This window comes from Planobispora longispora (assembly GCF_016863135.1).
Classification (GTDB): Bacteria; Actinomycetota; Actinomycetes; order Streptosporangiales; family Streptosporangiaceae; genus Planobispora; species Planobispora longispora.
Genome location: NZ_BOOH01000070.1, coordinates 1 through 18607, shown reverse-complemented (window position 1 = coordinate 18607; position 18607 = coordinate 1). Strand labels below are relative to the sequence as shown.

The following is an 18607-nucleotide window of genomic DNA, read 5'->3' as shown; positions in this document are numbered from 1 at the left end:
CCGACCGTGGTGGCCGGGCCGGTGGCGGTCGCACTCATGCCGCTCTACGGCGGCGGGGTTGAGCGGCCATGCCCGCGCGCAGACCCGAGGCGATGACCGCGGCGATTTCCCGCGGACTATTGGGCCTGCCCGCGGCATTGGCGGCCTCGGCGGCGATCTGGAGCGCGCGGGTGACGACCTGTTCGGGCAGAACGCCGCGGGTGATGAGTTGGCCGAGGTTGAAGGCGGCGATGTTGAGCGTGCGGTTGCGGCTGCCTTCTGGCGCGCTGGCCACGCGCTCCACTTCGCCGGACAGGGCGGCCTGGCCGTACTTGCTCAGCCGGTGGGCGGGCAGATCGGCCAGCAGGTCGGCGGTGCTCGCCAAGACCGGTGGCGGTTCCGGGGTGAGCGCCTCAGCGAGCCAGCCGGGCAACGGCGCGGGCGGCACGTCGTGTACGAGGGTGTAGGTGCCGGTGCCGTCGGGTTGGGCGACGTAACTGCCGGGGCCGACGACGTACCCGCCGGCGGCGCGGGTGTCGATCAGCTGGCCCAGACCGTTGCCCTTGCGTCCGGCGGTGTTGCGCAGCCGGACGCCCTCAGGCGTGGCGAAGTACAGATGCGTGCCACCGCGCCGGGTGCGGACGGTGAAAGTGTCGCCGGGATAAGGCCGGCCTTGACGCTGGCAGAGCAGGTGGAAGACCTGCTCTCCGGTGGCCGCGCCGTGGCCGATGGCCGCGGCAGGCGCGCTCTCGCCGGGCTTGGGCATATCCAGGTCGATGACCACCAGGTGAGAGGGTCCGCAGGCGACGCCGAGGTTGTACGGCGCGTGCGGCCAGAACGCGGCGATGCGTTCGGGGTCGTCGGTGGCGTGGGTTTCCCAGTCGGTGAAGCCGCGCAGCGGCTTCTTGCCGTGCGGGGTGAGGGGGAAGATGCGCCAGCCGCGCTCGATAGCGGCCAGGGCGTGACGGGTGAGGTCGCTCATGCGGCCTGCCTTCCGGTGTGGGATCGAAGCAGGGCAGCGGCCAGGGCGCGGCCGATGTGCAGGCTGTAGGCGGGCGGGATGGCCTCGGCGAGCGTGCGGCGCGAGGCGGTCCAGGCGATGCCCATGGCGGCCTGCCATTCGGGGATGGAGCCCTTGCCGCCGCCTGCGCCGTAGACGGCGATCATGTCGCCGTCGTGGTAGCGGCCATGGCGCCAGCCGCGCACCCGATGTCCGGCGTGGCTGGGATGCTCGGGCTGGGCAACGGCCAGGCCGCACAGCTCGAACTGCCGGTGCCGGAAGACCTGCAAGCCGAACATCAGCCCGCACAACAGCAGGTCACGGCGCATGCGGGCGGTGCCGACGGGCTGTTCGATGAGCCAGGGCCGACCAGTGACCAGCAACGCCTCACGGGTAGCGGCCAGGAGACTGCGGTGCAGGTGACGGCGACCGGCATTGGTGCCAGCAGTCAGCGTGCAGTCGGCCTGGCAGGGCGGGCCGGCGGCGATGACGTCGTATTCGTGGCCGTGCTCGCGTACGAACTCCAGGGCATCGCCTTGGTGGAAGGTGAAGGGGTAGTCGGGTTGGGGCGCGATGTCGACGCCGGTGACCTCGAAGCCGGCCAGGTGATAGCCCATGCCCGCGCCGCCGGCGCCGCAGCACAGATCCAACAGGCGCAGTCCGTTGGGTGTGCGTGCCGGAGGCCAGGCCGGGCGGGTGAGGGTGACCAGGTGCTCAACGCCCCCCATTGGACGCCCTCCCTTCCGGAAGCCACAGGCCGGAGCCCCCGCAGCGCGGGCAGTGCCACAGCCGGAAGGTCTCGGCGGGCCGATGGGTGTAGGCGTCCAATGGGGTGGCCGGATGCACGACGAGGGCGAGCCGTTCCCAGCCGAGGCGGATGAGGATCTCACCGCGCGGCAAGCGCTCGGGTGGCGTGGCAACCGGGATGGTGCCGAGGGCGGCCAGCCGGACGGCATGGCCGGGTCGCAAGTCAGCGGCGCGGGTCGGGACCATGGCGGGCCGACCCGATGTCGGAGCGAGATGCTTGCTCTGGTGGCGGGTGCGGGTGACTGCCATGCTGAAATTGCCTTTCTCGTGATCGGAGCAGGGCGCGGCCTCGGCGTCGTGCTTGGCGGCTGTCGCCGAGGCCGCATGTAATCCCTGCTTGCGGGGTGGCTAGAACGGCGGCTTGTCATCCGTAGGGGCGGTGCCGGCCCATGGGTCGCCGGCGCCGTTGTCGTGGCTGTTGCCCGCGGTGCGGGCCACCTTCTGCGGTTTGGCGGTGGCGAACTTCAGTGATGGGCCGATCTCGTCCACGGTCATCTCAGTGACGGTGCGCCGCTCGCCCTCGCTGGTCTCGTAGGTGCGCATGCGCAGCCGTCCGACGGCGATGACGCGCGTTCCGCGGGTGAGGGACTCGTGCACGTGTTCGCCGAGGTCGCGCCATGCTGAGCAGCGCATGAACAGCGCCTCGCCGTCCTCCCACTGCTCAACGCTCTTGTTGTAGGTGCGGGAGCTGGAGGCGATGGTGAAGCCGGCCACCGCCGTCCCGTTCTGGGTGAAGTGCATTTCGGGGTCGGCGGTGAGGTTGCCGATGATGGTGATGGTGGTCTCACCAGACATGAGCGCTCTTCCTTTCCGGGGTCAAGCGGAGGGGGCGGGGGTGTCGTTGGCGGGGCAGTGGCAGAGGCGTTCGGTGGCGCCGCAGTGCTCGCAGTGGCGGTAGCGGACGCAGGTGCAGGAGTCGTAAGCAGGGGCCTTCCACGCGCTCCAGTAGTGGCCGTTGCGCTCGCAATCGGTCGCCTTGATGCAGTCCGGGCACAGGTGCGGAGTGATGGGGTCGCTCCAGGTCCAATCGCTACACAGCAGGGACAGCAGGTCGCGTCCTTCGTCGGTGTCCGGGAGGCAGATCTCGGGTTCGCGGGGGTCGCTGGTCGCGCCGCACAGGGAGCAGGTGACGACTAGGTAGGTCCGGGTGGTGAGGCTCATGGTGTGCTCCTTGAAGGTCGGTGACGGGATCTAGCGGACGTTGAGCAGGTGGACGCCGGGGCGGGGGCGGCGACCAGTGCAGATGCAGTCCGGGCAATAGCCGGTAGAGCTGGCGAACAGGCGGCTTCGCCGGTAGCCGGTGCCCTTGCAGGGGCGGCAGGTGGCGTAGGGGTTGCGGATAAGGCAGCGGCGGTAGGCGGCCAGCGAGGCGGCGATCAGCACGGGTAGGGCGAGTAGGACAGAGAGGTGGATTGCCGAACCGATCAGGGTGAGGGCGAGCAAGACGAGACAGGCAGCTCTCGGCATGGCGAACCACAACCTTCGGCGGATACGGGGACAAGAAACGGAGCAAGCCAGCGAGGCCTGACGGACATTGGGCCTTCGACGGGCGGGTTGTGACGCGAGGTGTGACCCTGTGACCCCTCCCGCGAGAGGGCGGGGAAGGGCTGATTTCTGGACGTGGAAGGGAAGGGCGGGCGTGCGCCCTGTGCGGGTCACACCTGAGTGTTTTTCCTGCTCAGGCCGTGCACGGGAGGGTCACGGCCGGGGTGTGCGGGTCACACGGCGGTGTGACCCGGTGTGGCCCCCGGCTGTGACCCGGGGGTGTGACCCTCAGCCGCGGTGTGGAAGTCCTCTAGGTCGTAGCCGCGCAGTCGTTGGCCGCGGCGCTTGAACGGCTGCTCTCGGGGGCCGATGCCGTACGGACGTAGCGCGTCGGCCAGTTCGGTCTGACTCATACCGAGGGCGTCGGCCAACTCCGCCGAGTGCAAGCGCTCGGTGCCGGCAGCGGCGAAGGCGGCCATGGCGCGGGCCACGATCGGCGGAACCTGGTGGGGCTGCAGGGCCGCGGGTACGGGATGAAGCTGTCGGGCGCGCGCCACCTGCCGACGGGGTTCGGGCCAGTCGGCGGCCGATACCACGGGCAGCGGAGTACTCGTACGGCGGGCCAGAGCGAACGGATCAGCCCAAGAATCGGCTCTGCCACCGGGAAGGACTGTCAACCGGCGTGCCGGAACCGGGGCGGAGGACGTGCCCGGGTTGAGCGCGTGGGCGTAAGGGTCGGGAACCTCCTCGGTGGTGTCGAGATCGGTGAAGGCGGCATACATCCGCTGATAGCGGGTGTCGTATGCCTCGCCGGCGGCCTCAGCCGATGCCGCATCGAGATCGGGGCGGGTGGTGGCGATGATGAGGGCGGCTTGCTCGATCTGGGCAGGCAGCACGTTGTAGGCGCGGAATGGGCGCGGGACGGAACCATCGAGGCTGGCAAAACCGGTACCCTTGCCGGCGAGCTGATCCATGCAGATGCCACGGTTCCAGCCGAACATGTGGCCCAGTTCGTCATCATCGGGGCCGTGCATCTGGATCCGCACACCGGTCTGTTTTTTCATGTTGACCGGGATCAGGTCGGAGGTCGGGCGCAGGGCGGAGATGATGAGGTTGACGGCCTCGTTGCGGCCGATGTTCTGCAACTCGCTGAGCAGGCTTTCCAGCTCGCGATCTTTGACGGCTTGGGCGCCTTCGTCCACGAGGATCGTGATCTGTGGCAGCTCCGGGCTGACGGGAAGCAGGTTGCTGTTGTGGGCGCGCTTGAGCTGCCGGTAGCTGGCCTTGCGGTGCTTGGCGACGGCAATCGCCGCGGACAGCATCAGCTTGCCTTCGTGCAGGTTCGGCGCTGCCCAGTCGATCGGACAGCGCGCCACGCGCCCGTCCAACCACACGTCAATCCAGGGTTGGGTCAGCCCGCCCCCGTTGAGGTCCAGATGCCAGACCAAATTGTCGGTGCATCGGCCCAACGCGATGGAGGCGTCCTGTAGCAGCGTGGTCTTACCCGATCCACGCTTTCCGGCGATCAACACCGACTCTTCCCGGACCAGCGCGCCAGCGGGATCGGCGTTGGTGTACTCGCCCCAGTAGATCGGCTCCAGCACGGTAGTCGGGGAGTAGTCAGCCGGATAGGTGATGATCTGGGCGAGCCGGTTGACGGTGGAGACTCGCAACACCACCGTGCCGCGGTGCGGGCCGCCGACGATTTCCACGCCGCAGCCTTCAGGCAGACGGGCATCGGTGGCCAGGGCTTCGGCATAGCTTTCCACCTGCTTGCGGGTGACGCCTCCGCCGGGCAGCTCTACCTGCACGTCATAGCCGGTGCCGGTCGGCCAGGTGACGACGTCGGTGACGGTGACGCGGATGCGGCACACCCGCAGCAGCCGGTTTTCCCACTCGATACCGATGCGAGCGTTCTGCCGCAGGACCAACGCCGTGCCGGGCCGCCGGTCGGTATGGGGAGTAACCCGTCCGAGCGGAGACAGCAGCCCAGCGGTCAGGGCGCCGACGCCGAGCGCGGCGAAGGTGTTGAGATTCCAGGGAGTGGTGATCAGGGTGTAGGTCAACCATCCGCCGGCTCCGATCCAACAGCCCAGCCGATACAGCAGCGCGGTCGGGCCGTGATCGAAGTGGGCGCCCACCACGACCGTGCCCAGCATGCCGGTGACAGTGGCGGCGCCACCCCAGAGCGGATCAAGCGCGGTGGCGTCGCCCACCGCAGCCAGCGCGGCCAGGGCAAGGGCGCCTTGCGTGGTGGCGCTGACGGGGCCACGCGGGGTCAGTGATCAGTCCGCGCGGGGCTTGGTGGTCGTGGTGGTGTGCACGTGGGATTTCTCCTTTCATGGCTCGTAGGGGCGGATGGGAGGGCGGCTCAGACGTTCCACAGCGGTTCGTTGGTGCGTGGGGCTTCCTCGCGCCGCAGGTCTTCGGCGTGCACGCGACGGAACAGCGGGCCGACTTCCTCGGCGAGGGAAACAAGCTGGGCTTGGGCCTGGTAGAGACGATGGATGGCTTCCACCACGGCCGGATCGATGGGGTATTCGGCTTGCAGGCGGGTGGTGTAGGTGCGGATGGCCAGCGCCACGTAGGCGGGGACCTCGGTGAGCTGGTCGAGTTCGCGGGCCACGACCCACATGTCGGTGGGGGCGTAGCTGGCGGCGGCGGCGTTCATCTCGGCGGCCGTGGCGGCCAGTGGGAAAGTGCTCATGGTGCGACTTCTCCTCGTGGTGGTGGTTGCTGCGTAGGGGTGACGGCGCCGGCTCGAACCGGCCGGTGCCGTGGTCTGATCGGCGGTGCTCTTGGCCGGCCCGTCGGGGGAATCGGCGGGGATGCGGAAGAGCCGGATCTTGTAGCCGCACTGGCAGGTGACAGTGAGTTCGGCCTTCCCACCGGGGATCGTGACCGTGTGCGTGGTGCCGCACTGCGGACAGGCGGCGCTCATGGTGATGGCGGGTTCGCTGTTGGTCGGGCGTTGCGAGGTCGCCTCGGTTGTGTCCGCGGCGGCGGTCTCGCTGGCCGTGGCGTCGGATGTGGGCTTGCGGGCCGTACGGCGCCGCCACCAAGAAGTCAGCCATGCCACCAGCGCCACCGCCGCGGCGGTAGCTTCGGCGTCCCAGCGCCGCACTCCCGACCGGACGGCCAGCGCTGCCCGGCGTGCGGCGTGGAAGGTACGGGCGGTGCGGGCCGCGGTCCACGCAGTCGAAACCCGCCGACCGGTACGGCGGTCGGCCCACCCACCCGCACGGCGGGCGGTTCGGCCCATCGCGCGGCGGGCGGCGTGGCCGGCGTTGCGCAGTCGCCGTCCGGTCGAGGTCACCGCCCGTTCAGTCCGACGCCGAAGCAGATGCTTTGGCGCCGTTGAGGCAGGTCGCTTCCCGATGTGAGGCGAGCGCGGCGCCGTACCTCTCGGGGAAGCGCCTTTCTTGTCCGCACGCTTGGCGCGTGCCTTTCGTGTGCTCATGGTGTCGCGCTCGCGGCCTTCGGCTCGCTTTCGGGCACCGCCCCGGCGGAACCTGTTGAACGCACTCGTAGGAGCGGAAGCGCGGTCGGTCCGATCACTCATCGATCGAGGTGAGCGCACCTGCCAACGGCCCCGCCTGCTGGTTTTCGTCCGCTCGGGGCGTTCAGACGGGGCGGCGGTCCGGTTACTCAGGCCGGCGGTTCGCGGCGGTCGGTGGAAGCGATGCCCCATCCCCTCGGGCCGGTATGCGCTCCGTCCACCGATCCGTCCGGTCCGTCCACCGATCCATCCGGCGGTCCGTCCGCTTCGCCGTCCGGCATGCTCTGCGGCGGTCGTGCTGCGACCGCGGCGCCGTCGCTCGGTCGAACGGTACGGATGGGGGTCGTTACGTCTTTGACGGCGTCGGCGGAGGTAGACCAGCGCCCCGCCTCCCGCGATGACAGCGCAGGCAACCAATCCCCACGGGCCAACGAGTTGATACACGCTCGCCAATACGGCGGTTGCTATCGACAACACGCCGATTGCGAGCTGTCCAGCGGGAAAGCCGCGAGCATGCTCACCGTTCTCCTCGGCATCGGATGCGTTCGCTGGCGGCGGTGTCTCGACCGGCGGCACGTCGCTGGTGACGGCTTCAGAGGGAACGGCCACAGGGGGAACGACAGCACTCGGTTCCGGAGGCTGCTCTTCGACGGTGGTCTGTTCGGTCATCCGTGCTCCCCTCCTTCTGCGAGCGCGTCGCGTACGGCGCGGGCGGCATCCATGCCGCACCGCAAGGTGCGCTGAATTCGGGTCGCGCTGGGGGTGGCGGGCAGCTCACCGGAAGCGATCAGAGTCCGTGCCTGGTCGGTCAGGGCCGGGATGTCGACTCCACTGGGAGCGGTGTTTTCCCTGTACGTAGGACCAGTAGGGCCGCCGGTAGGGCTGCGGTAGCTCAGCCCCGCGAAGGCGGCCAGGATGATCGGCAGCACGGTCACGATCGCCACGGCCACGATGGGGCCAAGCAGATGCAGCACGAGATTGGCCATGCTGAAGGTCTCGGCGATGCCGGGCAGGTACGGCCAGGCGTTCATCGTCGCGGTCAGCCCCAGAAACAGCCGCTCGACCCGAGTGACGGTCCGATGATGCAGGTCCACCCCACGGGTGCCGAGGTAGGCACGGGCACCGACCACGACCAGCAGGGCCAGCGAGAGAAACGGCTCAACCAGCCAGGCGGAAAGCCAGGCGGCCGTTCCCGGCTTGGCGTCATCGGCGGCGAATCGCTGTACACCGGCGGTAGACCAGGCCAACGCCAGGGCCAGGGCGATCAACGCGGTCGTTATCAGCAACCGCCGTACCCGCACCGTTTGGTAGACCAGCATGGTCGGGGCTTGAGCCAGCTCATACAGCCGGGCAGCCTCATACGCCCTACGGCGGCGCTTGCGGACCTTGGCGGTTTCGACGATCAGCGGAGTGTCGTCGTCTTGGAGCGCGGCCAGCGCATGAGCTTCGGCCACTTCCGCGGCGAGCTGGCGCACGCGCTTCGTCTCACCGCTCATCGCTGGCGGGTGCGGCGCCGGCGGCGGGGGCACGGGCGCGTGATCTGCCACATAGCGCTCCAGCGCGGCCAGGCCACGGGCGATGTCGCCGGGGCCGGGATCAGGGGTGGCTGTGCTGATCGTCATGAGGGCCCCTCCCCGATCTGGACATAGACACGGATGCAGGGCTCGGCGGGAACCGTGGGGCACAGTCCTTTGACGGCGGCGATGGGGAAGGTCTCGCGCAGGGTCAGAACGGCGTCGGCGACTTCGGCGGGCGTACCGGTCAGGCGGATGGACAGCATCGGGGTCTCCTTGGAGGTCAGGCGGCAGCGAGTGTGTTGAACTCAGGGGCTTCCGCGGCCATCTCGGCAGCGGTACGGCCGGCCCACACGCCGGCGGTGGGCTGGAGCTTCAGGGCGTAGGCGGCGCAGAACACCTGCGCCGGGCAGCCCGCGCAGATCTCACGGGCGACTGCTTCACGGGCAGCGCGCTCAACGGCGGTCTCGATCGTGGCGTGCGGACCGGTGTGCAGCTCGGAGTCGTAGCTGCATTCCGGTAGCGGGATCTCACCATCTACGGGCCAGGCCGCTTCGAGTTCGGCGAGCGACATGCGCGAAGGGTGGATAGGACGAGTCATGAGGGTGGCACTCCTTGACGCTCTAGCGGTCGGTTACAGGAGCGCCAGGGCGGTGCGGGTCGTGGTGGCTACACACCGCTCCGGCGAGGACAGCGAAGTTCGGGGCGCAGGCTCGTTACCGTGCGCGGGCCGCCTTTTCGGTGGGAGGCGGTGGCCCGGATTTAGTTGTCAAAAGGTCGAGTGCGACAGCCCGTCGGCGCGCGGCGTGTGCCGCCTTCCCAGGTCTTCCGGCTGTGCGGGTGCTGCTTGATGCGCGGCTTGATCAGCCGAAGTTGGAGAGGAAGGTGACGAGTGAGTCGGCGACCTTCATCAGCCCGTCCATCGCGGCAGCGGCGAAATGAGCGGCCTTGGCGGGCTCACGGACGATGAAGAACACCGCGCCGATGACGAACAAGGTCGGGAGGAACTTGCCTGAACTGGTGGTGAGCTTCATCGCGGGCTCCCTTCGGCTGGCCCTTCGAACCTACTAGACAGGTTCTATAAGAGATAGAACATGTACAGTAGAGGCGAGTCAAGGTTTAGGGATCCGGTCTTTCAGGTTTCTTCGGCGCCTTGGGCCTTGCTCGCTGTTGCCAACTCAAGAGAACCGCAGGGCAAGGCCGTACGGGCAGAGTGATTCCGGGGGTGCTCAGTTGCTCAGGGGGTGATTTTCGGGGGTGATTTATCCTCTGACCTGGACAAATAAGATCTCGGAATTCCCTTGAAATGCTGGCCGCTCAGCCTTGACGCGGGTAATGCTGACCCTGAAACCGTGATCGGAGGTGAGGACGTCTATGCCGCCCAACCTTGGGTTAGCCGAGGCCATGCGCCGGGCTGACTGCTCAAACAAAGGGCTCGCGTCCAGAGTTCAGCTCGTCGCCCAAGAGGACGGCGTATTCCTCCAGTGCACGCACGTGAACGTCAAACGCTGGCTCGAAGGAGTTCAACCGCGCCCTGCAACGGCGAGATTCATCGCCGAGGCACTCAGCCGTAAAGCTGGCGTGCGGTTCTCCCTGGAGGACATCGGCATGGGCGGGACAGTGACGCCCGCAACCCTTGAGCGTGGCCTTGAATACGCTGAGGCCGTACCCGAGGTCGGCACCCGACTGGTGGGACTTACCCGGCGGGATCTGGCGGATGACCCTCTTGCCGTACAAGCCGCTGTGGTGCCTTCAGCATGGACGCAACCGCTCCTGACGTGGCTGTTGTCGAGAGCCGAGTCCTTGCCGGTACGGAGCGGCGCACGGCTCAACGTGGGGGAGGCCGACGTCTGCGCCATCCGTACGACAACGCAGCTCTTCATGAAGCTCGATTTCCAGTTCGGTGGCGGCCATGCTCGCGCAGCCTTGGCCCAGTACTACGCCCATGACGTGAGCCCTCTCTTGGAGGGGACGTTCACGGAGCCGGTCGGTCGCGCGCTCTTCTCGGCCGCCGCGGAGGTCACGCAACTTCTCGGGTGGACGGCCTACGACCTCGGACGTCATGGCCTCGCTCAGCGATACATGATCCAGGCATTGCGCCTCGCTCAAGCCGCGGATGACCGGATGCTCGGAGGGCGGCTCCTCGGCAACATGAGCCACCAGGCCAACTATCTGGGGAACTTCCATCAAGCAGTACAGCTCGCGCGGGCAGCGCAAGAGGGCTCAAAAGGGGTCGCGAGCGCAACCACGATGGCGAGCTTCCTCGCCATGGAAGCGAGAGCCCACGCGGGAAACGGCGATGATGCTGCGTGCTCACGAGCACTTCGCGAGGCTGAGAAGCTCTTCGAAACTCGGAACATCGCTGATGATCCCGAATGGATAAGTTACTTCGACGACGCCGAGTTGGCCGGCGAGGGCGCACACTGCTTCCGCGACCTCCGGAACCCGCGCATCGCTCAAGAGTTCATCGGCCGGTGCCTGGAGCTCACAGATCCGGTCTACGCTCGCACGCTCGCATTCATCCGCATGGTGCAGGCGGCAACCTACGTCCACCAGGGCGAGCCATGCCAGGCGGCCATCCTGGCGACACAAGCGGTAGAGCTTGCGGGCTCCCTCAAGTCGATGCGCTATCTCCGATACATCCAGGACCTCTGCGCCGACCTCAAGGCCTACCGCGGCAATCCCGAGGTAGAGAGCTTCCGAGAGCTGGTTGCCGGCAAGTACCCCTCGATCGCCTAGAAAGGAGTCCATGCACGCGGAGCTTCATCGTCGCGCAGCGACGCGAAGCGCACTTGAAACTCTTGGGCGACTTGCTCGCTCTCGTTGACGTTCTGCATCAGCCACGTGGTCATCTTCAATTCGTTGATGGAGCGCAGCACCGGGAATCCTTCCCACCCCATGATGTCGAACCCATAGGCCGTGGCGAATCCCTCATACTCCCGAGGTGTGTGCCAACCGATGAGGCGCTCTGTCGCAGTGACAGCAAGGTCCGTCTCGGGCTGCCCGAAAGCAAATCGCTCGAAGTCGATGAGCAAGATCTTGCCATCAGGAGTCTTGATTAGGTTCTGCTGGTGAGCATCTCCATGGACAGCACACGGGGCCAAGGGATAGCGGAGATTGGTGTAACTCCCGCGGAGCTCTGCGAGGCGATCCGTGAGGAAGTCGCGGTCCTGGTCTGACAGCACCTCCGCTGTGGCGATGCGCTCAGACACTCGCCCGAAGATATCGAGCTCAGGCAATGGCAGTCCTGCGGGAACAGGAAAGCTGTGAAGCTGCCGAAGGATCCGCGCGAGGTCCTTAACGCTTGCCTTCTCTCCGCTGTCGTCAACGAAGCGCCAGAAGGTAACCGGCTTCCCTCTGACTAGGCGGGGCTGTTCGTGGTCCACAGGCTCCGCCGCGGGTAGTCCTGACTCGCGAAGCCACTTGGCTACGGCAACCTCCTTGGTCGCGTCAGGGAGAACCTCCGCGCTGCGAGCGATTCGGACGATTACCTCCTCGGCTGCAAGCTGGAATATGGCGTTCTCACCAAGACGGATGAGCCTGGCATCCTCGGCGTGCAAGCCGATCTCACGGCATACGGTGTCGAGGGTTTTTTGAGCTTCGGCAGCGGTGAAGGGCAAAGAATCGAGGCGCGATTCGTTCACTATGAGCGGCCTATTCGCTAGTCGGCACCTGGATTGCTGTCATTCAATGGGGGAGTGGCGATCCGTCCGAGACCCCGCCTGCTCTTGACGAGTCCTTCCGCCTCCAGTAAGGCCATAGCACGTCTCACGGTAACCCGTGCTACGCCGTGTTGTTTGGCGAGCACGGATTCCCCCGGAATGCGAGATCCTGCAGGGAATACGCCGGAGAGGATGGTCTTTCGGATGGAAGCTGCTACTTCATCGGTCCGGGTCAGCGCCCCCCGAGCGTCACCGACGAACCAGCCCTTACCGTGGATTGCAGTGATGAGCCCTTCGGCAGCCAACGTTTGGAGAGCCTGACGGGCAGTACCCTTCGACACTCCAAAGTGCTCAGCTAACGTTGCTTCACGGGGAAGCTGGTGACCGGGCTCAAGCGTGCCACTGACGATGTTCTCCCGAAGAGAAGCGGCGACGGCCTCGTACCGCGTGGAGACGGGGCCAAACTCGCCAGACGTCTCACCTATGACTCGCCGACCTTTGCCTATCTCGCTGGCCACGAGGCCGAGACGTTCCAACTCTGCTACTGCCTGTCGGACGGTGCCGCGGGCAACATTGTACGTGCGCATTAGGGCAGCATCAGATTGCAGCATCCCACCGGGGGGAGGTTCGCCAGCCTGAATCTGGGCACGTAGGTCGTCCGCGATCCGAAGATATGCGGGCCGGTCATTACGCTGATTCATTACACCTCCCTAGAGACGCATAGCTCCCTTAGCCTAGACGAATCCTCCGAGGACTGCGAGCGGGCCTGCCCTTAGAGTGCTACATGGATAAATAGGCATCTCCCAGAGAGAAGGAAATCGCAGAAAAACCCCCCCTTTTAGAGTCTATCCAGCGAGGATCGCACGATATTGATAATCTTAATACATTTCGGATGTCGATGTTTATTGAAGTTGACTTCCCAACGCTGGCTGAAACGTTCTTCAGGACCCTGTCGTCGCCGTATACTGTGATTGCCGCAAGGGCGTTCGAGTCTTCATTATCTCCCACGCCAATAATCCCTGAAAGTTTTTTATATTTCCTTCCGAGGTTATATTCAAGTCGATCTCCGTAGGGTGGGCATAGGGCCTCTACGCTATTTGGATACTCCCTCCCATTCATCTCTGCAGATATCCTCTTTGACCAAGTGTCAAAGTAATTTCCTAAAGGCTCCATGTCTGCTAGGTAAATCTTTAAAGGTGCACTTTTTTCTTCTTTCGCGGGGATTGGAGAATCTTTTATTGTGGGGGTATTTAAGAAATTAGATTCTTTTACTTCCGTTGGCGTGTTGTAGGGCACTGGAGGGCTGTCCGGCGAAGCCTTATCAGGGCCTTGGAGTGCTACAACTATTGCGACAATTAGAGACAGGGATCCGGCTACGCTTCCAACAATGGTCCAGAAAGCAACGGACTTGGGGTCGTGCCATGCACCGCGGTTTCCACTACCGCCGGAGGAGACAGTCATGAGATTTCCTCTCTTCTGGATTTTAGCGCCTGAATAATTTCCATAAATCAATATGCATGAAATGAATTCTCTGTAGTCCTCTAGAATTTAACGTATCGAAATGCTAAATAATATGCGATATGTCCTAATCTGATAGAAATATCCCCATGTATGATTCTAAGGGCGTTCTGTGTCGATCCTGGTCTTTTATGCCCTTTGGTCCGTTGTTGATAGTGATTGAGGTGGGCTGCACTCAAGTTTGCACGGCTTTAGGCGCCACGTCTGGCGCACTGCATAACAGTTAGAGCAGGGCAAGGCCTCATCTTGCTAGGCGACTTTGAGTGGACGATCTCGAAGTGCCAGAATGTACAAAAAGGACGTGACTTGGAGTTGATCGTTTGCTACCCTGGGCAAGATCTGGCCGCTCGTGCCCTGCGCGTTGTAAGTGGAGGCAAGATGGACTTGTCTGAAAAAAATAAGATTGACTTTTATGGGGAAGCACTAGCTGGGGCTTCCACCGTCGCGAGTCGAGCTTCGCGAGCCGCCAAGGTATGCCAAAAGGCCGTTTATGGTCAGCGAATCAGCTTATTTATAACACTCGGCCCACAAGGCTGGAGTGGTAAAAGTCTGAGTCGATTCAAAGAGCATTTCGAACCTAGAGTAGGGCCGATTGGTGGAGGGGGGGATATCTTCCTCGTGAATGCCTTCAATGCTAAATACGTCGGCCGAATCGGAGGGCTCTCCGACCATATCGGACCGGTTTCTCAGAACGGTGCATTCCAGCACCTTGGAAAGGTAAGTAAGAGATTCGGGGTAGTGGGCGGTGTATTCAACCTTGGTTCTACATGTGCCAAGCAGCTATCACAAGACGTCGGCCTCCCGGCTGTCGAGCGTGGTGCTCGAATGGCTTACCGGGCTGTCGCTAAGTATGCGGCAGGGAGGGCTGGTACTGCTGCGGGAGGTGCGGTAGGTGCTTACGCAGGCGCGGCATTTACGGCTGCTATGGGTGCTTTTATTTCCGGTGCCGCCAGTGGTGCCGCAACAGGTGCCGCCGCTGGCACAATAGTTACTCCAGGTGTAGGGACGGCTGTCGGTGCGGTTCTGCTTGGTGTCGGTGGAGGTGTCGCTGGAGCGATTGCGGCCGGCAAGGCCGCCGATATGATCGTTGACCGCACTATTGATCCAGTAGGGAAGGCCGCAAACAAAGTTAGGGAATATCTTGCTAGAAAGCTTAGCGAGATAGTCGATTAATCTATTCCATTCACTATTCTCTCTGTGTGACTAGATTGGCGGGTAAGCAATCTTATTGGTAGGGATGTGGGCCTCTGTAGGGCGTGTAGAGGGGGTTCGGCGTGAGCGAAAAGTCCCGCAGTGTGCGACATCTGCTGATCCCTCAGAAAGGGTCCTTGGTGCGAGAGCCCCCTCTACCGAAGTGGGTCGCTCGCACAGTTTCCGATCTTGACGATGCTCGTACGACAAAGCAGTCCTGTAGAGGTCTTTCATCCTAGTTGTGGACCCATTGCAGCCCGGTGCCGTAAGACCGATGAAGATCGGAACGTGTATTGCCTGGTCATGGGATTTAAGTCGCCGCAATCCATATTCCTCTCCGGAGCCGGTAGCCCTCTTTGCGGACGACGGGCTGCGTCTGCTGTTCGGCCCTCGTCGGTCCGCGATCAAGCGCGATTCGAGAGCGCCACCATGGAAGGGCTGAAGGCCGTTCGGTCCTTGTCCCGTCCGATGACATGAGAGGAAATGTGATCTTGTTACAGGCAGCCTGGGCCCCGTACTGTGCCGGATGCGTGCCGAAATCTCAAATGATCAATCGTTTAAAGGCTTGCACTCGCAGGTGAGAGGCATAATCACTCGGGTTCGCGACCGTGACTCATAATCCCTTGGTCGCGGGTTCGAGTCCCGCCCGCCCTACCCCTTCAGGGAAAACCGATCAGGCGTCTGACCTGGATTTTCTGTTGATGATGACCTTGGCGGCATGTTGGCCCATGACCAGTCAAGATCGAAAAGGGCCTTCTGTTGGTCCATCGTTGGCCCATCCATTTTGATCATGAGCTCTTCGCCGCCCTCGGAATCAGCGCCACCGCCGCCTCCGCGAGCTCCGGAACCACGCTCGTATACGTGTCTGCGGTGAACCAGTACTGCGAGTGCCCGAGCGTCGCGCTGACGACCTTCATGTCGGAGCCGGCCGCCAGCATCAGCGTCGCCGCACAGTGCCGAAGATCATGCAGCCGCACCGGCGGCAACGGAGCCTGAGGCGCGAGCGTGACGGCGCGCTTGGGCGCGAGGTGCACCTGAGCGAGCCGCTCGAGACTCCAGCCCTCCTCGGCGTGCCTGCGGCGGATGGTGGCGTGGCGGATGAGGGCGCGGTCGAACCGCTGAGAGATGACATCCGGGTCGAGCGGCTCCCCGGACGGCTTGGTGAAGATCCGGCCCGAATCCACCCACGCTTCGCCGGCGGCGAGCTTCTCCTCGCTCTGCTCCTTCCGCCACGCCTTCAGCAACGTGACGTTGGTGGCGTCCAGCGTGGTGACGCGCCAGGACGCATCCGTTTTCAGGCCCGGCTCGTCGTCGTCCTCACCCTCCAGGATCGACAAGGTCTTCGTCGGGCTGGTCAGGTCGATGTCCTGCCAGCGGGCCCCGCAGATCTCGGCCCGGCGCAGACCGCGCGTGGCGACCACGTGGTAGAGCGGATACAGCCGCTCCTCGCAGGCCTCGAGGAAGTCGAAGAACTGGCCGACTTGGGCGGGCGTCCACACCATGACCGGGCCCGGCCGCGCTCCCGTCTCCTGCCAGCGCGCCACCCGCTCCGGTGTCCACAGCAGTGGCCGACGGCGCTTGGCCGCGGGCAGCTCGACGTTCTTGGACGGGTCGTGGCTGAGTTTCCGCTGCTTGTAGGCCGCCGACAGGGCGCTGGAGAGGGTGGCGTGCACGCAGCGGATCCGTGCTGACGTCAGCGGCCGGCGGCTGTACAGTGCGTCGGCGTCCTCGCCCTGGGCGGTGCGGGCCCGGGCCTTCAGCAGGCGGCGCAGTGTCTCGGACGGCTCGCCGTCGAGGGGGCGATTGATTTTCTCCATCGCCTCGTACAAGGCGCCGAGGTGGTGCTCGCGTAGATCGGCGAGCAGGAGGTGGCCGATGCCGGGGATGAGGTAGAGCTCGATGTGCGTGGTGTAGCTGATGCGGGTGGACGGCTTGAGGCTCTTCTTGCCGGCCAGCCACTGGCGCAGGTAGGTGATGACCTTCAGTTTGCGGTCGGGGATGGGCCGGCCGGAGTTGGCTTCGGCCACCAGCTTGATCAGTTCTTTCTCGGCGAGGGTCTTGTTCGCGAACGGGCCCACGCGCGGGCGGCGGCGCCTGCCGTCGGCATCGGGCGGGACGTCGTAGCGGACCCACCAAGATCCTTGATCACGTTTAGCCGGCAGGGGGCAGGTCTGGCCGATGAATTTCCCGGTCTCGTCTCGGCAGTGACAGCGTCTGAAGGTGTAGGCCATGACGGGCTCCTGCTGTGGGGAACCTGCGGGCGAGGTGCTGGCTGACGGCGTTGAGCGCGTTGAGGGTGGGCAGGGTGATCACTTCGGGGGAGAAGTAGCAATCGAACTGGGCGGGGGAGGCGTCCATGGACACCTGAGGTTGCCGGGAATGTTACGTTCCAGAAAATGACGAACTATAGGCGTTTGTCGGGGTCGCCCATGGCCATCGGTATCTCTCTCCAGTGTCCGGCTGTTTGGTCCATCGCGGCCACGAGTTCGGGGTCGGTTCCGCTGTCTTCTGCGATCCGGATCTCCGCGTAGACGAGTTGCCCGCCCGAAGTTTCGTTGATCGTCATGTTGACGGGTCCGATGAGGTCGCGTGGGTCCACCAGCCGGACGCCGGGGCGGTCACGGGCAAGCGGTCGCCGGCCTCGTCCTCGGGTATGTGTGCGTGCTGCCGTGGGCGCTGCTCACGTTCTGGCTCATCGTCGGCGCCGCCAACAGCGCGTAGCCACGAACAAGCAAAGCCCCGTCCACCTCACGGTGGACGGGGCCGAGAGGGCCTGCGTCGGGCAGATTACTTGTAGTACTGCACCCAGTACTCGACGGTGTGCTTCTTGTCTAGGATGAAGTTCGCGTAGTAATCGCGGTGCCCTGCGTTGTGGATGCGGACGATGCCGTAGCCGCCGTTACAAGACCACGTTCCGGACTTGGCGGTCTTATCGCCGAGGGCGTAGCGGCGCCTGTAGACGAGATCGACCCTTATCCGCGAGTCGTTGCCCCAGCAGCGGGCCTTGACCTGCATCACGCGCACTCCCGAAGGCCGCTTCCAGATCCCGGCACTCAAACGCTTGCCTGGACCCAACGCCTCGTGCCGGAGGGTGTACCAGCGGGCCTGCGCTGACGCCCCGGGCGCATTGATCTCGACATCGGCCACGGGAGCGGTCTTGGAGCTTCCGGCCGTCCCGGCGAAAGCGGTCGCCGGCAGGAGGGATACCACGGCGGCAGAGGTAAGGGCTACCGCACCTTTAGCGATGAGTTTCACTTCTCCTCGTTTCCTGAGCCCTGTCGCGGGATGCTGTGCGGTCGGCGTGAAGGTGATGATTTTTCCCTTGACGCCGCACACCGTCCTCACGGTATGAGCGAGGTCAGTAAAGATCGTCAAACTCGGGGTGGAATCACAGGTTGTCTCTCGTGGTAGCCGACCGGGCGGCCTGCAACTTTCGCGGTAGTCGGGGTGAGCGGAGTTGCATCAGGTCTGGGGAGGTTCCTCGGCCGGTCCGGAGCGGGCCGTACGGCGGACATGACGTTGCTCATGCAGCCAGGGCGGCGGGTCGTCCGGATCGGGCTCAGGGATCGTCACGGGGGCATGGTGGCCCTACGGGGTGATCGTCTGCAGGGGTGCCCAGGCTCTGGCCGAACGTGGCCACGTCCGGACGAGCCGGCCCCCGCGTCACTGGACCTTCGTTGACGAAGCGGTCCCCCTCCGGCAAGTCGGCAGCACCAAGGTCATGCACACCTAACTGGAGATCATCCGGGGCTCCACGCGACGATCCAGGTCATCCCCTTCACCGTGGGCGCCTACATGCCGCCCGACAACCCTTTCATCTACTTGGAAGTCGCCGATCCGCCGATCCCGGATGCGATTTACCTTGAGTCGCTCACCGGGAACGAGGTCCTGGAGGCACCCATTGAACTGGTTTCCTGCCGAGAAGCTATCGACCAGATTCGTGCTGCGGTTC

The 18607-nt window shown here is 64.6% G+C and carries 20 protein-coding genes; 4 read left to right on the top strand and 16 right to left on the bottom strand.

Annotation, left to right across the window (positions count from 1 at the left end):
* Window positions 1-34 precede the first annotated feature (34 nt).
* From Plo01_RS37750 to Plo01_RS37705, 10 genes are all read right to left on the bottom strand, one after another.
* Window positions 35-961, bottom strand: a complete 927-nt coding sequence (locus Plo01_RS37750; RefSeq protein ID WP_203895598.1) for a bifunctional DNA primase/polymerase — start codon at window positions 959-961, stop codon at window positions 35-37.
* Window positions 958-1707, bottom strand: a complete 750-nt coding sequence (locus Plo01_RS37745; protein WP_203895597.1) for a DNA cytosine methyltransferase — start codon at window positions 1705-1707, stop codon at window positions 958-960. The genes Plo01_RS37750 and Plo01_RS37745 overlap by 4 nt, the downstream gene beginning before the upstream one ends.
* A 427-nt stretch (window positions 1708-2134) precedes the next feature.
* Window positions 2135-2581 (bottom strand): single-stranded DNA-binding protein, encoded by a 447-nt coding sequence (locus Plo01_RS37740; RefSeq protein WP_203895596.1) that lies wholly within the window; start codon window positions 2579-2581, stop codon window positions 2135-2137.
* Window positions 2582-2602: 21 nt separating this feature from the next.
* Window positions 2603-2947 (bottom strand): hypothetical protein, encoded by a 345-nt coding sequence (locus Plo01_RS37735; RefSeq protein ID WP_203895595.1) that lies wholly within the window; start codon window positions 2945-2947, stop codon window positions 2603-2605.
* Window positions 2948-3504: 557 nt separating this feature from the next.
* Window positions 3505-5487, bottom strand: a complete 1983-nt coding sequence (locus tag Plo01_RS37730; protein WP_203895594.1) for a hypothetical protein — start codon at window positions 5485-5487, stop codon at window positions 3505-3507.
* A gap of 155 nt (window positions 5488-5642) precedes the next feature.
* Window positions 5643-6359 (bottom strand): hypothetical protein, encoded by a 717-nt coding sequence (locus Plo01_RS37725; protein ID WP_203895593.1) that lies wholly within the window; start codon window positions 6357-6359, stop codon window positions 5643-5645.
* A gap of 1076 nt (window positions 6360-7435) precedes the next feature.
* A complete protein-coding gene (locus tag Plo01_RS37720; RefSeq protein ID WP_203895592.1) occupies window positions 7436-8392 on the bottom strand; it encodes a hypothetical protein in 957 nt (318 codons plus the stop codon).
* A complete protein-coding gene (locus Plo01_RS37715; RefSeq protein WP_203895591.1) occupies window positions 8389-8550 on the bottom strand; it encodes a hypothetical protein in 162 nt (53 codons plus the stop codon). Before Plo01_RS37715 ends, Plo01_RS37720 begins: the two co-directional genes overlap by 4 nt.
* 17 nt (window positions 8551-8567) lie before the next feature.
* Complete coding sequence (locus tag Plo01_RS37710; protein WP_203895590.1) at window positions 8568-8858, bottom strand: WhiB family transcriptional regulator; 291 nt, start codon at window positions 8856-8858, stop codon at window positions 8568-8570.
* A 289-nt stretch (window positions 8859-9147) separates the two neighbouring features.
* Entirely contained in the window at window positions 9148-9318 is a 171-nt protein-coding gene (locus tag Plo01_RS37705; protein WP_203895589.1) for a hypothetical protein, read from the bottom strand.
* Window positions 9319-9658: 340 nt separating this feature from the next.
* On the opposite strand from Plo01_RS37705, the gene Plo01_RS37700 reads away from it, so the two are divergent.
* Window positions 9659-11023 carry an NsdA family TPR-like regulatory protein gene (locus tag Plo01_RS37700; protein ID WP_203895588.1) on the top strand — a complete coding sequence of 455 codons (1365 nt, stop codon included), beginning with the start codon at window positions 9659-9661 and terminating at the stop codon, window positions 11021-11023.
* Here the strand turns inward: Plo01_RS37700 and Plo01_RS37695 are convergent.
* From Plo01_RS37695 to Plo01_RS37685, 3 genes are all read right to left on the bottom strand, one after another.
* Window positions 11020-11928, bottom strand: coding sequence for an aminoglycoside phosphotransferase family protein (locus Plo01_RS37695; RefSeq protein WP_203895587.1), 909 nt, complete (start codon window positions 11926-11928; stop codon window positions 11020-11022). The two genes, Plo01_RS37700 and Plo01_RS37695, sit on opposite strands and share 4 nt — an antisense overlap.
* A gap of 17 nt (window positions 11929-11945) precedes the next feature.
* Window positions 11946-12647, bottom strand: a complete 702-nt coding sequence (locus Plo01_RS37690) for a GntR family transcriptional regulator (protein ID WP_203895586.1) — start codon at window positions 12645-12647, stop codon at window positions 11946-11948.
* Window positions 12648-12726: 79 nt separating this feature from the next.
* A complete protein-coding gene (locus tag Plo01_RS37685; protein WP_203895585.1) occupies window positions 12727-13407 on the bottom strand; it encodes an NPCBM/NEW2 domain-containing protein in 681 nt (226 codons plus the stop codon).
* Window positions 13408-13770: 363 nt separating this feature from the next.
* Here Plo01_RS37685 and Plo01_RS37680 point away from each other — a divergent pair, with 363 nt between their 5' ends.
* Complete coding sequence (locus Plo01_RS37680) at window positions 13771-14637, top strand: hypothetical protein (protein WP_203895584.1); 867 nt, start codon at window positions 13771-13773, stop codon at window positions 14635-14637.
* Window positions 14638-15443: 806 nt separating this feature from the next.
* On the opposite strand, the gene Plo01_RS37675 is transcribed toward Plo01_RS37680, so the two are convergent.
* Window positions 15444-16886, bottom strand: coding sequence for a tyrosine-type recombinase/integrase (locus tag Plo01_RS37675; protein ID WP_203895583.1), 1443 nt, complete (start codon window positions 16884-16886; stop codon window positions 15444-15446).
* A 173-nt stretch (window positions 16887-17059) separates the two neighbouring features.
* A complete protein-coding gene (locus Plo01_RS37670; RefSeq protein WP_203895582.1) occupies window positions 17060-17221 on the bottom strand; it encodes a hypothetical protein in 162 nt (53 codons plus the stop codon).
* Between the two features lie 23 nt (window positions 17222-17244).
* Here Plo01_RS37670 and Plo01_RS41190 point away from each other — a divergent pair, with 23 nt between their 5' ends.
* A complete protein-coding gene (locus Plo01_RS41190; RefSeq protein WP_275415457.1) occupies window positions 17245-17376 on the top strand; it encodes a hypothetical protein in 132 nt (43 codons plus the stop codon).
* 66 nt (window positions 17377-17442) lie between these two features.
* Here Plo01_RS41190 and Plo01_RS37665 read toward each other — a convergent pair whose 3' ends face one another.
* Window positions 17443-17991: a hypothetical protein gene (locus tag Plo01_RS37665; RefSeq protein ID WP_203895581.1), complete on the bottom strand. Its 549-nt coding sequence runs from the start codon at window positions 17989-17991 to the stop codon at window positions 17443-17445.
* 426 nt (window positions 17992-18417) lie between these two features.
* On the opposite strand from Plo01_RS37665, the gene Plo01_RS41475 reads away from it, so the two are divergent.
* Window positions 18418-18607: Scr1 family TA system antitoxin-like transcriptional regulator (locus Plo01_RS41475; RefSeq protein ID WP_373871763.1), on the top strand; the 190-nt coding region annotated here is incomplete at its 3' end.